This is a genomic window from Cellulomonas sp. Root485 (genome assembly GCF_001426705.1).
Taxonomy (GTDB): Bacteria; Actinomycetota; Actinomycetes; order Actinomycetales; family Cellulomonadaceae; genus Cellulomonas.
Genome location: NZ_LMFC01000005.1, coordinates 44,665 through 60,335 on the forward strand (window position 1 = coordinate 44,665; position 15,671 = coordinate 60,335).

Sequence of the window (15,671 nt, forward strand, 5' to 3'; positions counted from 1 at the left end):
AAACGCGCTACCCTCGGCCCGTGGACCTGACACGCCTTCCTGACGACCTCCCCGCACCCCCCGACGACGGCGCCGCCGACCACCTGGCGGGCACAGCGCTGCCCGCGGTCTCGTTGCTCGCGACCGACGGCTCGTTCGTCGCGCTGGACCGGCTCGGCCCCGGGCGCACGATCGTCTACGCCTACCCGCTCACCGGCCGGCCGGGCACGGAGCTGCCCGACGACTGGGACGCCATCCCCGGCGCCCGCGGCTGCACCGCCGAGGCGTGCGCGTTCCGCGACCACCACGCCGACCTGCTGGCTGCCGGTGCGTCCGCGGTGTACGGCCTCTCGACGCAGACCACCGAGTACCAGCGCGAAGCCGTCGACCGCCTGCACCTGCCGTTCCCGATGCTGAGCGACGACTCCTTGGCCCTCACGCACGCGATGGACCTGCCGACGTTCGACGCCGCCGGCCGGACGTTGCTGCGACGCCTCACGATGGTGGTCCGCGACGGGCTGGTCGAGAAGGTCTTCTACCCGGTGTTCCCGCCCGACCGCCACGCGGCCGAGGTGCTCGCATGGCTGGTCAGGACGCCAGGCAGCTAGGCCCGAGGAGTGCCTTCAGGTCGCCGAACAGGGACGGTGACCGCTCGACGCGCAGGCCGTGGTCCAGCCGCATGACGGTCGCGCGACCCGGACTGGTGAGCCGCAGGTGGACCTCCGTCACGCCCGGGTGCGTGGAGAGCACCTCGCGGAGCCGTTCGACCACCGGTGGCGTGCACCGGGACACCGCCATCGAGACCACGACCGGCGCGTCCGCCGCCTGCGACACGTCCGGCAGCGACACCTCCATGGCCTGCAGCTGCATGGTCTCGTCACGCCGCCGCACCCGCCCGCGGATCACCACGACCGCGTCCTCGGCCAGCGCGGTGGAGTACGCCAGGTAGGTCTCGCCGAAGAACATGATCTCGACCGAGGCCTCCATGTCCTCGATGGTGACCGCGGCCCACGGGTTGCCCTGCTTCGACATCTTGCGCTGCAGCGACGTGATGAGGCCGGCGATGACGACCGTCGACCCGTCCGGCCGCTGCTCGTCCTGCAACAGCGTGGCGATCGACACGTCCGCCGCGGCGGCGAGCACGTGCTCCAGCCCGGACAGCGGGTGGTCGGAGACGTACAGCCCGAGCATCTCCCGCTCGAACGCGAGCCGCTGCTTCTTGTCCCAGTCCGGCAGGTCCGGCACGACGACCGCGAAGCCCTGTGCGCCGTCGTCCCCGCCCATCAGGTCCGCGAACAGGTCGAACTGGCCCTCGGCCTCCTTGCGCTTCACGCCGATGACCGAGTCGACCGCCTGCTCGTGCACGAGGAGCAGGGCCCGGCGCGCGTGCCCGAGCGAGTCGAACGCCCCGGCCTTGATCAGCGACTCGATGGTCCGCTTGTTGCAGACGACCGCGGGCACCTTGTCCAGGAAGTCGGTGAAGGACGTGAACGCGCCCTTCTCCTCGCGCGCCCGCACGATCGCGTCGACCACGTTGGCGCCGACGTTGCGGATGGCCGTCAGGCCGAACCGGATGTCCTTGCCGACGGCCGTGAAGTTCGCCGAGGAGGAGTTCACGTCCGGCGCGAGCACGGTGATGCCCATGTGCCGGCACTCGCCGAGGTACAGCGCCGACTTGTCCTTGTCGTCGCGCACGCTGGTGAGCAGACCCGCCATGTACTCGGTCGGGTAGTTGGCCTTGAGGTAGGCGGTCCAGTAGGAGATGACGCCGTACGCGGCCGAGTGGGCCTTGTTGAAGGCGTACCCGGCAAACGGCACCAGCACGTCCCAGACGGCCTGGATGGAGGCGTCCGAGTAACCGCGCTCGCGCATGCCGGCCTGGAACGGGACGAACTCCTTGTCCAGGACCTCCTTCTTCTTCTTGCCCATCGCGCGACGCAGCAGGTCGGCCTGGCCGAGCGTGTACCCGGCGAGCTTCTGCGCGGCGCGCTGCACCTGCTCCTGATAGACGATCAGCCCGTGGGTGATGCCCACGACCTCCTCGAGCGGCGCCTCGAGCTCGGGGTGGATGGGCTCCACCTTCTGCAGGCCGTTCTTGCGCAGCGCGTAGTTGATGTGGGAGTTCATCCCCATCGGGCCCGGCCGGTACAGCGCGATGACGGCCGAGATGTCCTCGAAGTTGTCGGGACGCATCTGGCGCAGCAGCGACCGCATGGGCCCGCCGTCGAGCTGGAACACGCCCAGGGTGTCGCCGCGACCGAGGAGCTCGTACGTCGCCGGGTCGTCGAGCGGCACCTCCTCGATCTTGATGGCCGGCTTGCCGTTCATCTCGATGTTCTCGAGTGCGTCGTCGAGGATCGTGAGGTTGCGCAGACCGAGGAAGTCCATCTTGATCAGGCCCAGGGCCTCGGACCCCGGCTGGTCGAACTGCGTGATGATCGCGCCGTCCTGCGGGCGCCGCATGATCGGGACGATGTCCACCAGCGGCTCGCTCGACATGATGACGCCGGCGGCGTGCACACCCCACTGCCGCTTGAGGTTCTCGAGCCCCTTCGCGGTCTCCAGCACGCGCTGCGCCTCGGGGTCGGCCTGCACCACCTGGCGGAACTCGTCGGCCTCCGCGTACCGCGGGTCCTGCGGGTTGTAGATGCCCGAGAGCGTGATGTCCTTGCCCATCACCGCGGGCGGCATCGCCTTGGTGAGCTTCTCGCCCATCGCGAACGGGAAGCCCAGGACGCGCGAGGCGTCCTTGAGGGCCTGCTTGGCCTTGATGGTGCCGTAGGTGACGATCTGCGCGACGCGGTCCTCGCCGTACTTGTCCGTCACGTACCGGATGACCTCGCCCCGCCGACGCTCGTCGAAGTCCACGTCGACGTCGGGCCAGGACACACGCTCCGGGTTGAGGAACCGCTCGAAGATCAGCCCGTGCTCCAGCGGGTCCAGCTCCGTGATGCCCATCGCGTACGACGCCATCGAGCCCGCCGCGGAACCACGGCCCGGACCCACGCGGATGCCCTGGTCCTTGGCCCAGTTGATGAAGTCGGCGACGACCAGGAAGTAGCCGGAGAACCCGAGCTGGGTGATGACGCCGGTCTCGTACTCGGCCTGCGTGCGGACGTCCGACGGGATCGTCCCGTGGTACCGCTTCTGCAGGCCGGTCTCGACCTCCTTGATGAACCAGGAGTCCTCGCTCTCCCCCGCCGGCACGGGGAAGTTCGGCATGAAGTTGGCGTCGGTGTTGAACTCCACCTCGCACTGCTCCGCGATGAGGACCGTGTTGTCGCACGCCTCCGGGATCTCGGACCAGGTGCGCCGCATCTCCTCGGCGGACTTCAGGTAGAACTGGTCGGTGTCGAACTTGAACCGGTCGGGGTCGGCCAGGGTCGAGCCCGACTGGACGCACAGCAGGACCTCGTGCGCGTGGCTGTCCTCGTGCTTGGTGTAGTGCAGGTCGTTCGTCGCGACGACGGGGGCACCGATCGACTCGGCCAGCCGCCGCAGATCCTTGATGACCCGCGTCTCGATCTCGAGCCCGTGGTCCATCAGCTCGACGTAGTAGTTCTCCTTGCCGAACAGGTCCTGCATCTCGCCCGCGGCCCGCACGGCCTCGTCGAACTGGCCCAGCCGGATGCGGGTCTGCACCTCGCCCGACGGGCAGCCGGTGGTGGCGATGAGCCCGTCGCTGTAGGTGCTGAGCAGGTCGCGGTCCATGCGCGGCCACTTGCCCATCTGGCCCTCGAGCGACGCCAGCGACGACATCCGGAAGAGGTTGTGCATCCCCTTGGTGGACTTCGCCAGCAGGGTCATGTGCGTGTACGCGCCGCGCGCCGAGACGTCGTCGGACGCCTGGTGCGCCTCGCCCCAGCGCACGCGGTTCTGGTCGAACCGGCTGGTCCCCGGCGTGACGTACGCCTCGACGCCGATGATCGGCTTGATCCCGTGGTTCTTGGCCTTCTGCCAGAAGTCGAACGCCCCGAACAGGTACCCGTGGTCGGTGATCGCGACGGCCGTCTGACCGAGCCGGTTGGCCTCGGTGAACAGGTCGTCCAGGCGCGCCGCGCCGTCGAGCATCGAGTACTCGGTGTGCACGTGGAGGTGGACGAAGTCGGAGCCTCCAGCTGATGCCATGCGGGCGATCCTACGTCGGGCCACCCACACTCCCGAGCCGCCACCGGGCCGTGTCGGCGGGCGCACGGCGTGTCGCGGCGCGCCTAAGCAGGAGCCGTGACGACCTTCACCGCGTCGCGGTGCCAGATGGCCTCGTCGAGGTACCGCTCGGGCCGTGCGACATAGCCGAGCCGGGCATAGAAGCCGAGCGCCTGCTCCTGCGCGCTGAGCTCGACGGACACGCACCGGACGTCGCCGGCCATGGCTCCGAACCGGTCCAGGGCCTCCGTCTCGAGCGCATCCATGAGCAGCGCCCCGACCCCCAGCCCGCGGGCGGCGGCGCTCACCGCGACCCGCCCGATGTGCGCAGGCTCACCGGCGTGGTGCGGAGGCAGGAGACGGGCGGTGCCCAGCGCCGAGCCGTCGTCGCCGACCGCGAGGACGTGCAGCGTCGACGGGTCGTCGTCGAGGGCGTCCATCTCGCGCTCGGCGGCCACGTTCTGCTCCTGCACGAACACGGCCATCCGGATCGCCGTCATCGCCGCACGCTGCTCGGGCGTCTCCACCCGGACGACGCGCACGCTCACGCGTACCCGTCCTGCAGCACCGCCAACGACTGGCGAAGGTCCTCCGGGTACTCGCTGGTCAGCTCCAGCCACTCCCCCGTGCTCGGGTGGTGGAACCCGAGCCGCATCGCGTGCAGCCACTGCCGCGTCAGGCCCACCCGTGCCGCCAGGGTCGGGTCCGCGCCGTACGTGAGGTCGCCGACGCACGGGTGCCGCGTCGCCGCGAAGTGCACGCGGATCTGGTGCGTGCGACCGGTCTCCAGGTGCACCTCGACCAGGGAGGCCGCCGGCAGCATCTCGAGGACCTCGTAGTGCGTGATCGACGGCTTGCCGTCGGCGACGACCGCGAACTTCCAGTCCGAGCTCGGGTGCCGGCCGATCGGGGCGTCGATGGTGCCCGAGGTCGGCTCCGGGTGACCCTGCACGAGGGCGTGATAGACCTTCTCGACCGTCCGCTCCTTGAAGGCCCGCTTGAGCACCGTGTAGGCGTGCTCGGACTTGGCGACGACCATCAGGCCGGACGTACCGGCGTCCAGGCGGTGCACGATCCCCTGGCGCTCCGCCGCCCCCGAGGTGGAGATCCGGTAGCCGACGGCCATGAGCGCGCCGACGACGGTCGGACCGGACCAGCCGGGCGACGGGTGGGCCGCGACACCGACGGGCTTGTCGATGACCACCAGGTCGTCGTCGTCGTACACGATCCGCATGCCGGGAACCGGCTCGGCGACCACCTCGATGCCGGCCGCCGGGACCACGTCCGGGATCTCGACCTCGAGCCAGCCGCCCGCGGACAGCCGGTCGGACTTGCCGAGCTCCTTGCCGTCGAGCTGCACGCCACCGGCCTCGGCGATCTCCGCCGCCCGCGTGCGGGACAGGCCGAGAAGCCGCGCCAGCGCCGCGTCGACACGCTCGCCGACGAGGCCGTCGGGCACGGGCATCGCGCGCGTGTCAGGCATTCTGCTCGGTGGTCGTCGTGGACGCCTCGTCCTGCATGTCGACGTCGGGCTCGCCGCCCTCGGTGTCGGCCTCGGCCGGGCCGTGACCGTCGCGCGTACCGTCGAGGTGCACACCGAGCGCGGCCAGGATCACGACGAGGACGGCAGCCGAGACGATCGCGATGTCGGCGATGTTGCCGACGAACCAGTTCGCGTACGCGATGAAGTCGATCACCTCGCCGCGGGCGACACCGGGCTCGCGCACCAGCCGGTCCACCAGGTTGCCGAGAGCACCGCCCAGCAGGAGGCCGAGGGCGACCGCCCACGCCCAGGACCCGATCCGGCGGCTCGCCCGGACGACGACGACGATGACCACGGCCGCGACGATCGTCAGCACCCAGGTCATCCCGGTGGCGATGGACAGCGCCGCGCCGGGGTTGAAGACGAGCTGGAACCCGAGAAGGTTGCCCACCAGGTCGTGACGCTCACCCTCGACCAGCGAGCTGATCGCCCACGCCTTCGACGCCTGGTCGAGGACCAGCACGACGGCGGAGATCGAGAAGAGCGCGATCAGCAGGGCACGCCGACGGGTGCTCGGAGGCGCGTCAGGCTGGTCGTCCGTGGTGGTGGGCACCGCAGGAGTCTACGTGCGCGTCAGCGGCGCTCCTCGCGCTGCTTGCACTCGACGCAGAGGGTCGCGCGCGGGAAGGCCTGGACGCGCGCCTTGCCGACGGCCTTGCCGCACGACTCGCAGGTGGCGAACGTGCCGACGGAGATGCGCGACAGCGCACGGGTGGTCTGCGCGAGCAGGTCCCGCGTGTTGTTCACGAGCGTGAGCTCCTGCTCACGCTCGAGCGCCGACGAACCGGAGTCCGCCTGGTCGTCGCCCGCCCCGTCGCCGGAGTTGCGCAGCAGGTCGGACAGCTCGGCGTCGGCAGCAGCGAGCTCGCTCGTCAGCCGGTCGATGTCGCTGGTCAGCTCTTCCGCGATGTCCTTGACCTCCCGGGCCGTCCACGGCTTCTCGCCGTCCCGCACCGGGAACTGCTTGACCAGCTTGGTCAGGTCCTTCATGTCAGTACTGACGTCAACCGCGCTGAGCGCGTCGTTGATGGCCACGAGCGGGCCCCCCTGTCCTCGAAGTGACGTGACTGTATGCGGGCGACAGTCAGGGACACAACACGCCACGCCGGGTGAAACCCGGCGTGGCGGTGTACAACTGTCGACCTGACCTGTGGTGATGCAGGGCGAACGACGCCCGGCGGGTGGTCGCCGGACGCATCGGTGAGAGTCAGAGGTTCTGGCCGTCTCCGACCGTCTGCGGCTGGCCCGAGCGCGGCGGCAACGCGTTGCCGCGGTTGTCGAGGTCGCCCAGCAGGTTCTCCAGGTAGCTCTTGAGACGGGTGCGGTAGTCGCGCTCGAAGACCCGGAGCTCGTCGATCTTGCGCTCGAGGAGCGACCGCTCCTGCTCCAGCTGGCCGAGCGTGCGCTGCGACGTCTCCTCGGCCTCGCGGACGATGCGGTTGGCCTGGCTCTTGGCCTCGCCGACCAGGCGGTCCGACTCCTCCTGGCCGCTGCGCACGTAGTCGTCGTGCAGCTTCTGGGCCAGGGCGAGCATCCCGGTGGCGGACTCGGGCTCGCTCGTGCGCTGGCCACCCTGCACCGGCGCGACGATCGGCGCCTGCTGTGCGACCGGAGCGGGAATCACCGGAGCGGGGGCCGCGACGGGCTCGGGCGTCGGCTCCGGCTTCGGGGGCGGGGCCGCCTGCTGGGCGCCTGCGCGGCTCAGCTCGGCGATACGGCGCTCGGCCGCGGCCAGCTTCGTCTTCAGGTCGTCGTTCTCACCCTGCAGGTCGCGCAGCGTGTTGACGACCTCGTCCAGGAAGTCGTCGACCTCGTCCTGGTCGTAGCCCTCGCGGAACTTCGTGGCCTGGAACTTCTTGTTCAAGACCTCGTCTGCGGTCAGCAGAGCCATCGTCATCACCTCAGTCGGTAGTGCTCGGTCGGGCCGGCGGCAGTCCACCGACCGCCTCGGGCCACGGTAGCGGAGAATGCGGCGCGCGCACGTCCCCGCGACACGCGCCAAGACGCGTGGGGGGTCGGATCAGATGCTGCTGAGCACGCTCATCAGGATGGAACAGCCCAGCACCAGCACCAGGAAAGCGAGGTCCAGCCGGACGGACCCGATGGCCAGCGGAGGAAGGACCCGGCGCAATGCCTTGAGCGGCGGATCGGTCACCGTGTAGGTGGCCTCGGCGATCACCAGCGCGATGCCGGACGGGTGCCAGTCCCGCGCGAAGAACTGGACCCAGTCCAGCACGAGCCGGATCAGGAGCAGGATGAAGAACGCGAGGACGACGTAGAAGAGCAGGGCTGCGACGAGTTGCACGCGTCAGCTCTGGTTGTAGAAGCCCGCGCGCGCCGGCGGCTCCGCGACGGGGCCGGCGGCCTCGCCCGCGACCTCGACGTGCGCCGGCGAGAGCAGGAACACCTTGCTCGTCACACGCTCGATCGCGCCGTGCAGCCCGAAGATCAGACCCGCGGAGAAGTCGACGAGGCGCTTGGCGTCCGCGTCGTCCATGTCCGTGAGGTTCATGATCACCGGGGTGCCCTCGCGGAACGCCTCACCGATCTTGCGGGCGTCGTTGTAGGAACGCGGGTGGATCGTGGTGATCCGGCGGAGCTCGCCGGCGACGGGTGCGGCGTGCGGCGCGGCCTGCGTGGGCAGGGTCGTGCGCGTCGGCCGGTGCAGCGGCGTGACCTGGGCCTCGTACTCCTGCGGCACCGCGACCTCCTGGTCGTCGAACTCCTCGAGGTACTCCTCGTGCTCCGACCGGTCGTCGGCCAGGCCGAGGTACAGCATCGTCTTGCGCAGCGCTCCGGCCATCGCGTTGGCTCCCTCCCCGGATCTCTCCGGACCATCCCGGAGCCCGTGCCGGTCCAGCCGGCGACGATGGGCTCCCTCTGCCGGTCACGCTAGCAACGGCCCCGTTCCACCCGCCTCGCGACACGCCCGGCAACCTCGCCGTTCACCTCAGATTGCTCGTCGCGACGGCCGGACGACGCCCGCGAACCGGCCCGTGCGCTGCGAGCGCCGGAACGAGAACAGCGCCGGGTCCGTCCAGGTGTCGCGCGCCAGCTGCGTGACGTGCTCGACGCCCGCGGCCGCCAGCACCGCGGCGACGCCGGCCGGCAGGTCCAGGGCGGGAGTCCCCCACGACGTCGTGGCGCGCGTCTGAGGGACCACGGACACGACCTCGTCCTGCAGCTCGGCGGGTACCTCGTAGGACTCTCCCGCGATCGCCGGTCCGATCGCGGCACGCACCCGCCCGACGGACGCGCCCTGCGCGACCATCGCCGCGACGGCCGCCTCGACCACGCCGGCCACCAGTCCTCGACGGCCGGCGTGCACGGCGGCCACGACTCCCGCCTCGGGGTCCGCCAGCAGGACGGGCACGCAGTCCGCCACGAGCACCGCGACCGCCACCTGAGGCGACACGGACACGAGCGCGTCGGCCTCGCCGACGGACGTGGAGCCGGGCGCGGGCGGCTGCGACAGGACCACGACCCGGGTGCCGTGCACCTGGGTCGCGTACGCCACCGGCGCGCCCGCCCACCGCTCGAGGCCCGCTCGGTTGCGGGCCACCGCCGCGGGGTCGTCGCCGACCGCGTAGCCGAGGTTCAGCGCGTCGTACGGTGGGCGGCTGACACCCCCGCCCCGCGTGCTGAAACCGGCGCGGACGCCCGCGCCCAGGTCGACCTCGACGACGGGCGGGACGGCCGACCCGGGCTGCGCAGCGCTCACGGCCCGGCTACTTGAGGAAGTCGGGTACGTCCAGCTCGTCGCGGTCGCGGTCACGACGGGGAGCGTCCTCGGTGAAGATCCGCGGCACCTCCAGCGCACCCGTGATGGGCGTCGGCTCGGCCTCGGTGGACAGGAAGGCCGGGACGTCGGGCTGGGTCGGGGCGGCGTGGTTCTGGGTGTACGAGCCGACCGGCACCAGCTGCTCCTCCGGGTCGAGGACCGGACGGGGCGTCGGGACCCGCGGAGCCGGCGCCGACGGCACCTGCCGGGCGGAGTTGCCACTGACCTGACCCAGTGCCCGCGCGTCGCGGCGGACCGTCGGCGAGCCCGAGTCGAAGCCGGCCGCGATCACCGTCACGCGCACCTCGTCGCCGAGGGCGTCGTCGATGACCGCCCCGAAGATGATGTTGGCCTCGGGGTGCGCCGCCTCCTGGACCAGTCGCGCCGCCTCGTTGATCTCGAAGAGGCCGAGGTCGGAGCCGCCCTGGATGGACAGCAGCACGCCGTGCGCGCCGTCGATGCTGGCCTCCAGCAGCGGCGACGAGATCGCCATCTCCGCCGCCTGCACCGCGCGGTCGTCCCCGCGGGCGAAGCCGATCCCCATGAGGGCCGAGCCGGCACCCTGCATGACGGACTTGACGTCGGCGAAGTCGAGGTTGATGAGGCCCGGCGTGGTGATCAGGTCCGTGATGCCCTGGACACCCGAGAGCAGCACCTGGTCGGCCGAGTGGAACGCGTCGAGCACGGAGACCGAACGGTCGGAGATCTGCAGCAGCCGGTCGTTCGGGATGACGATGAGCGTGTCGACCTCGGCGCGCAGCGCCTCGATGCCCGAGTCGGCCTGCACCGAGCGGCGGCGGCCCTCGAACGTGAACGGCCGCGTGACGACGCCGATGGTCAGGGCGCCCAGCGAACGCGCGATCCGGGCGACGACCGGCGCGCCACCCGTACCCGTGCCGCCACCCTCACCTGCGGTGACGAAGACCATGTCGGCGCCCCGCAGGACGTCCTCGATCTCGTCCTTGTGGTCCTCGGCCGCCTTCTTGCCGACCTCGGGGTCGGCGCCGGCACCCAGGCCCCTGGTCAGCTCCCGGCCGACGTCGAGCTTGACGTCCGCGTCCGACATGAGCAGGGCCTGCGCGTCGGTGTTGACGGCGATGAACTCGACACCCTTGAGGCCGACCTCGATCATGCGGTTCACGGCGTTGACGCCGCCGCCGCCGATGCCGACGACCTTGATGACCGCCAGGTAGTTCTGCGGAGCTGCCACGGTGGGTGCCTCTCGTTCTGTGCCGGTCGCGGCCGGGGCCACGGGGTCCGTCCGCGTCCCGCACGGCGGCGGGCGAGCGTCGGGGTGAAACCTTCACCCTCTACTTGAGGGTTATAGTTATGTCAGGTGCGTTGTCAGTGCGTGACGCTAGGTGCCACCCGGACCTCGATCAACGACCGCGCCGCGCGTGTCGGCAGTTGCCGGGAAAAGTCGCCCGCTGGCTCACTTCGTGATGGGCAGCCGCGGAGCGGACACGTCGATGACCGTGGCGCCGGCCGCCGCCGGCGACGCCCGCAGCGCCGACAGGACCGCGATCTTCAGCGGCGTCTCGCTCGCGCTCCCCCAGTCGACGCGCACCCCGTCGCGCAGGGTCATCGTCACCGTGTCCTGCGTGCGGGCCGAGACGTCACCGACCTGGGCCAGCAGGTCCGCGGGCAGCTGCTGGAGCACGGTCAGCACGGCGCCGAGCGTCCGCTTGTCCCCCACCGGCACGTCGACCACCGGCAGCCCGTCGGGCGCGGCGTCGACCCGGCCCACCTGGACACCGTCCATGTCGAGCAGCGCGAAGCCGGCCTGCCCCGGGGTAGCACCAGGCGTCGCGGCACCCGGCTGCTCGGGGACCGCGGCGACCGGCTCCCGGGCGACGAGCACCACGGCAAGCCCTCGCGGCCACTCACGCGTGACCCGCGCCTCCCGGACACCCGGCACGTCCAGCACCTCGTCGCGCAGCCGGACCGTGTCCAGGCGCGGCAGCGGCGTGGTGGCGTGCGCGCCGACGACACCCAGCACCTGGTCGACGGCGACCACGGTGCCCGCGCCCTCGATGTGCACCTGCGCGGGGTCCAGGGCGAGCACCGGGGAGAGGAACAGCAGCCACCCGAGGGTGCCGACGAGGACCGTCGAGCCCGCGACCGTCAGGATCTGGCGCCGCGCGAGGTTGCGACGGGCACGGGAGCGCTCGGCGAACCGCTCCACCGAGCTGGTGGACACGACCGGGGGCGTCACCGGTCCCGCGTACCGGCGCGCTCCACCAGCGCTGTACGTGGTCACGGCACGCCCGAACGGGACCTCCTGCGGCACGGTGGGCGTCGGGGCGGTGACGGGCTTGCCGCGGGGCACCGGCTTGGCGGCCGGCGTCGGGGCCGACGGGGGCGCGCTGCGTCGCGGGGCGGAGGGTCGGCCCGGCGCCGGGCTGCGCGGGCCGACCGGACGGGACGGGCTCATGCGCCCGGTCGCCCGTCGGCGGCGAGCGCGTCGAGCACCACCGGGGCCAGCAGCGTCACGTCGCCCGCCCCGACCGTGAGCACGAGGTCGCCGGGCCGTGCCGCCGCGGCGACCACGCGGGCGGCCTCGAACCGGTCGGGCACGAAGGACGCCTTGCCGGGTGTCGGGACGTTGTCGACGATCAGCGCACCCGTGACCGACGGGTCCGGGTCCTCGCGGGCGCCGTAGACGTCGGTGACGACGACCACGTCCGCGAGGTCGAACGCGGCGCCGAACTCGACGGCGAACGTGCGGGTGCGCGAGTACAGGTGCGGCTGGAAGAGGGCGATGACCCGGCCGTCGCCGACGACCGAGCGGGCGCCGCGCAGCAGCGCCGCCACCTCGGTCGGGTGGTGGGAGTAGTCGTCGACCACGCGGACGCCGCCGACGGTCCCGCGGTCCTCGAACCGGCGCCCGGTCCCCCGGAACGCCGCGAGACCGTCCGCGGCGTCGGGCACGCCGAGGCGCCGGGCGGCCGCCCAGGCGGCGGCAGCGTTCAAGGCGTTGTGTGCACCCGGGAAGGCGAGGCGCACCGTCGTGGTGAGGTCACCGGCGGTGAGCTCGAACGCCCACCGCCCGGCGTCGGCGCGCAGCTCGCCCACGACGACGTCGGCGTCGGGCGACGTGCCGTAGGTGACGACGGAGACTTCTCGCGCCGCGAGCGTGTCGCGCACGCGGGTGACGAGCCGCGCCGCGCCGGGGTCGTCCGTGCAGACGACGAGCGTGCCACCAGACCGGATACGGCCGGCGAACTGGACGAACACGTCCTCGAACGCCTCGGTGGAGCCGTAGTGGTCGAGGTGGTCCGGCTCGACGTTGGTGACGACCGCGACCAGCGGCGCGTACGCGAGGAACGAGCCGTCGGACTCGTCGGCCTCCGCCACGAACGCCCGGCCGGCGCCGTCCCGACCACCGCCCAGCGGTCCGTCGGCGGAGAACACGGTGCCGCCGATCGCGAAGGACGGGTCCGCGCCCGCGTGCAGCAGCGCCGTGGCGATCATCGCCGACGTCGTGGTCTTGCCGTGGGCGCCCGCCACCGCGACCGCGTCCCGGTCGACCATGAGCGACGCGAGCGCCTCGGACCGGTGCAGCACCCGTAGCCCCCGCTCACGCGCTCGGGCGAGCTCGGGGTTGGTCTCCCGGACGGCCGACGAGATCACGACGGTGTCGACGCCGTCGACGAGCGCGGCCTCGTGACCGACGTGCACGTCGACGCCCGCCGCTCGCAACGCCGGCAGGGCCGGCCCGTCGGCGGCGTCCGAACCGCTGACGACCACCCCCCGGGCGGCAAGGAGCGCGGCGATCGCGGACATGCCGGCCCCGCCGACACCGACCAGGTGCACGCGGCCGAGGTCGGCGGGCCGCAGGGCGGGCGTCACGGCAGCTCCTTCTCGACGAGCCGCGCGACCCGCGCCGCAGCGTCCCGGACACCGACGCTCGCCGCGGCCCGGCCCATGCGCTCGCGCGTCTCCGCGGCCTCGTCGCCGACCAGCAGCACGGGCAGGTGCGCGCGGATCCAGGCAGGGTCGAGGTCGGCGTCGTCCACGAGCAGCCCACCGCCGGCCGCGACCACGGCCGCCGCGTTCAGACGCTGCTCGCCGTTGCCGATGGGCAGCGGGACGTAGACGGCGGGGATGCCGAGCGCCGCCTGCTCGCACACCGTGCCCGCGCCGGAGCGCCCGACCACGACGTCGGCGACCGCCAGCGCGAGCTGCATCTCGGTCAGGTACTCCCGCACGTGGTACCGCTCTGCCCCGGGCACCCCGACCAGTGCAGCGCGGACCGCGTCGGCCTTGCCGGCACCCGTCAGGTGCAGCACCTGGACGCCCGCCGCCAGCAGGTCGGCCGCGGCGCCCGCGACCGCGGTGTTGACGCTCACGGCCCCGAGCGACCCGCCGGACACCAGGAGCGTCGGGAGGCCGGGATCGAGGCCGAGCTCCGCGGCGGCGGCGGCCCGCGTGCCGACGCGGTCGTCGCGGAGCTGCTCCACGAGCCTGGCGATCGGCGCGCGCAGCGGCAGACCGGTGACCTGCGCACCTCGCAGCGCGGTGCCGGGGAACGTCACGGCGACGGAACGGGCCCACCGGGCGCCCAGCCTGTTCGCCAGACCCGCGCGCGCGTTCTGCTCGTGGATGACGACGGGGATCTTCCGTCGGCGCGCCGCGAGGTAGGCGGGTGTCGAGACGTAACCACCGAAGCCGACGACGACCTGCGCGCCGGAGTCGTCGATCGCGGCGCCCGCGGCACGGACCGCGTCGCGCAGGCGCGCCGGCAGCCGGAACCAGTCGAGGGTGGGCCGGCGCGGCAGCGGGACGCGCGGGACGACCGCCAGTGGCAGGCCGTGCTCCGGGACCAGGCGGGACTCGAGGCCCTCGGTGGTGCCGAGCACCGTCAGCCGGGCGTTCGGGTGGCGCCGGAGGAGCTCGTCGGCGACGGCGAGCAGCGGGTTGACGTGCCCCGCGGTGCCGCCACCGGCGAGCAGCACCGACGGCGCACGGTGCGCGTCAGCCACGGGACCGCCCGATCACGGCGAGGGACCGCCGGACCACGCCGGGCCGAGCGGCGAGAGCCTCCGCCGCGCCCGGTTCCGAGCGCGCGAACGAGATGAGCACGCCGAGGGCGGCCATCGTCATGATCAGCGCCGAGCCGCCCGCCGAGACCAGCGGCAGCGGGATGCCGATGACCGGCGCCAGACCGATGACCACGGCGACGTTGACGAGCGCCTGGCCGATGATCCAGCACAGGATCGCGCCCGTGGTGATCTGGACGAACGGGTCGGGGTGCCGGCGGATCACGCGGATCATGGCGAACGCGAGCAGTCCGAAGAGGCCGAGGACGAGCAGGGTGCCGATGAGCCCGAGCTCCTCCCCAAGGATCGCGAAGATGAAGTCGTTGTGGGCGGCCGGCAGGTAGGACCACTTCTCCCGGCTCTCCCCGAGACCGAGCCCGCCCCAGCCGCCGCTGGCCAGCCCCCAGCCACCGTGCAGGGTCTGGTAGCAGGACGACGCGGCGTCGCACTCGTCGGAGAGCCACGACGTGATCCGGTCCGTGCGGTTGGTGCTGGTCATCGTCAGGAGGGCCGTCAGGCCGGCTGCGAGCAGCGCGGCGAACCCGAACATGCGCATGGGGACCCCGGCGACGAACAGCGCGCCGGCGACCAGCAGGATCAGGACGAGCGCGGTCCCGAGGTCGTGCCCGGCGAGGACCACGAGGACGGCGATGCCGGCGACCGGGACCGCGGGGATCATGGCGTGCTTCCACTCGCGCAGCAGCGGCAGCTTGCGGGTCAGGACCGCGCCCAGCCAGATGGCCAGCGCGAGCTTGATGGTCTCCGACGGCTGCGCGGAGAACCCGCCGATGCACACCCAGTTCTGGTTGCCACCGGCGCCGCAGCCGAGCGGGGTGAACACGGTCAGCTGGAACGCGATCGAGAACGCCAGCGCCGGCCAGGCGATCGCCTGGAAGAACCGCACGGGTGCCCGCGACAGCCCGAACAGCAGGGGCAGACCGATGAGCGCGTACTTCGCCTGGTCGAGGAACACCGCGTACGGCGAGTGCCCGTCGTCGAGCGACTCCACGCTCGAGCTGGACAGGACCATAACCAGGCCGATGACGAGCAGGAGCGCGGTCGCACCGATGAGCACGTAGTAGCTGGTGACCGCGCTGTTCCACTGCCCGAGCAGCGAGCTGGTCGGCGGTGCCGGCTCCGCCGGCCGTCGCGCGCCGGGGCGGGGGGTCGTCGTCGTCAT

Annotated in this window: 15 protein-coding genes; 1 reads left to right on the forward strand and 14 read right to left on the reverse strand. The window is 72.2% G+C overall.

The window, feature by feature from the left end; genetic code table 11:
• Nucleotides 1-20 precede the first annotated feature (20 nt).
• The gene (locus ASD16_RS19650) at nucleotides 21-587 is read left to right on the forward strand and encodes a peroxiredoxin (protein WP_055921920.1); all 567 of its coding nucleotides are present in this window, start codon (nucleotides 21-23) and stop codon (nucleotides 585-587) included.
• Here ASD16_RS19650 and dnaE read toward each other — a convergent pair.
• The 14 genes from dnaE to ftsW all read right to left on the reverse strand — a co-directional run bounded on the left by dnaE (nucleotide 568) and on the right by ftsW (nucleotide 15,671).
• Nucleotides 568-4,107 carry a DNA polymerase III subunit alpha gene (dnaE, locus tag ASD16_RS19655; RefSeq protein ID WP_055921923.1) on the reverse strand — a complete coding sequence of 1,180 codons (3,540 nt, stop codon included), beginning with the start codon at nucleotides 4,105-4,107 and terminating at the stop codon, nucleotides 568-570. The genes ASD16_RS19650 and dnaE overlap by 20 nt on opposite strands.
• A gap of 83 nt (nucleotides 4,108-4,190) precedes the next feature.
• Nucleotides 4,191-4,673: a GNAT family N-acetyltransferase gene (locus ASD16_RS19660; protein ID WP_055921926.1), complete on the reverse strand. Its 483-nt coding sequence runs from the start codon at nucleotides 4,671-4,673 to the stop codon at nucleotides 4,191-4,193.
• Nucleotides 4,670-5,608, reverse strand: a complete 939-nt coding sequence (locus tag ASD16_RS19665) for an RluA family pseudouridine synthase (RefSeq protein WP_055921929.1) — start codon at nucleotides 5,606-5,608, stop codon at nucleotides 4,670-4,672. The genes ASD16_RS19660 and ASD16_RS19665 overlap by 4 nt, the downstream gene beginning before the upstream one ends.
• Nucleotides 5,601-6,221, reverse strand: a complete 621-nt coding sequence (locus ASD16_RS19670) for a signal peptidase II (protein ID WP_082571020.1) — start codon at nucleotides 6,219-6,221, stop codon at nucleotides 5,601-5,603. Before ASD16_RS19670 ends, ASD16_RS19665 begins: the two co-directional genes overlap by 8 nt.
• A 20-nt stretch (nucleotides 6,222-6,241) precedes the next feature.
• A complete protein-coding gene (locus ASD16_RS19675; RefSeq protein ID WP_055921931.1) occupies nucleotides 6,242-6,658 on the reverse strand; it encodes a TraR/DksA family transcriptional regulator in 417 nt (138 codons plus the stop codon).
• A gap of 217 nt (nucleotides 6,659-6,875) precedes the next feature.
• Entirely contained in the window at nucleotides 6,876-7,559 is a 684-nt protein-coding gene (locus ASD16_RS19680) for a DivIVA domain-containing protein (protein ID WP_055922496.1), read from the reverse strand.
• 129 nt (nucleotides 7,560-7,688) lie between these two features.
• Nucleotides 7,689-7,973, reverse strand: coding sequence for a YggT family protein (locus tag ASD16_RS19685; protein ID WP_055921934.1), 285 nt, complete (start codon nucleotides 7,971-7,973; stop codon nucleotides 7,689-7,691).
• A 3-nt stretch (nucleotides 7,974-7,976) separates the two neighbouring features.
• Nucleotides 7,977-8,471: a cell division protein SepF gene (locus tag ASD16_RS19690; protein ID WP_055921937.1), complete on the reverse strand. Its 495-nt coding sequence runs from the start codon at nucleotides 8,469-8,471 to the stop codon at nucleotides 7,977-7,979.
• Between the two features lie 147 nt (nucleotides 8,472-8,618).
• On the reverse strand, nucleotides 8,619-9,389 hold the full coding sequence (pgeF, locus tag ASD16_RS19695; protein WP_055921940.1) for a peptidoglycan editing factor PgeF: 771 nt from the start codon (nucleotides 9,387-9,389) through the stop codon (nucleotides 8,619-8,621).
• Nucleotides 9,390-9,396: 7 nt separating this feature from the next.
• Nucleotides 9,397-10,659 carry a cell division protein FtsZ gene (ftsZ, locus tag ASD16_RS19700; RefSeq protein ID WP_055921943.1) on the reverse strand — a complete coding sequence of 421 codons (1,263 nt, stop codon included), beginning with the start codon at nucleotides 10,657-10,659 and terminating at the stop codon, nucleotides 9,397-9,399.
• A gap of 222 nt (nucleotides 10,660-10,881) precedes the next feature.
• Complete coding sequence (locus ASD16_RS19705; RefSeq protein ID WP_200943017.1) at nucleotides 10,882-11,883, reverse strand: cell division protein FtsQ/DivIB; 1,002 nt, start codon at nucleotides 11,881-11,883, stop codon at nucleotides 10,882-10,884.
• The gene (gene murC, locus ASD16_RS19710) at nucleotides 11,880-13,235 is read right to left on the reverse strand and encodes a UDP-N-acetylmuramate--L-alanine ligase (RefSeq protein WP_235523470.1); all 1,356 of its coding nucleotides are present in this window, start codon (nucleotides 13,233-13,235) and stop codon (nucleotides 11,880-11,882) included. The genes ASD16_RS19705 and murC overlap by 4 nt, the downstream gene beginning before the upstream one ends.
• Nucleotides 13,236-13,297: 62 nt before the next feature.
• A complete protein-coding gene (gene murG, locus ASD16_RS19715; RefSeq protein ID WP_055921950.1) occupies nucleotides 13,298-14,434 on the reverse strand; it encodes an undecaprenyldiphospho-muramoylpentapeptide beta-N-acetylglucosaminyltransferase in 1,137 nt (378 codons plus the stop codon).
• On the reverse strand, nucleotides 14,427-15,671 hold the full coding sequence (gene ftsW / locus ASD16_RS19720; RefSeq protein WP_055921953.1) for a putative lipid II flippase FtsW: 1,245 nt from the start codon (nucleotides 15,669-15,671) through the stop codon (nucleotides 14,427-14,429). Before ftsW ends, murG begins: the two co-directional genes overlap by 8 nt.

Coding starts and splice junctions, on each gene's coding strand:
- dnaE (WP_055921923.1), bottom strand. CDS start 4,107: ATGGCATCAGCTGGAGGCTCCGACTTCGTCCACCTCCACGTGCACACC.
- ASD16_RS19665 (WP_055921929.1), bottom strand. CDS start 5,608: ATGCCTGACACGCGCGCGATGCCCGTGCCCGACGGCCTCGTCGGCGAG.
- ASD16_RS19675 (WP_055921931.1), bottom strand. CDS start 6,658: ATGAAGGACCTGACCAAGCTGGTCAAGCAGTTCCCGGTGCGGGACGGC.
- ASD16_RS19680 (WP_055922496.1), bottom strand. CDS start 7,559: ATGGCTCTGCTGACCGCAGACGAGGTCTTGAACAAGAAGTTCCAGGCC.
- ASD16_RS19690 (WP_055921937.1), bottom strand. CDS start 8,471: ATGGCCGGAGCGCTGCGCAAGACGATGCTGTACCTCGGCCTGGCCGAC.
- ASD16_RS19705 (WP_200943017.1), bottom strand. CDS start 11,883: ATGAGCCCGTCCCGTCCGGTCGGCCCGCGCAGCCCGGCGCCGGGCCGA.
- murC (WP_235523470.1), bottom strand. CDS start 13,235: ATGTCCGCGATCGCCGCGCTCCTTGCCGCCCGGGGGGTGGTCGTCAGC.
- ftsW (WP_055921953.1), bottom strand. CDS start 15,671: ATGACGACGACGACCCCCCGCCCCGGCGCGCGACGGCCGGCGGAGCCG.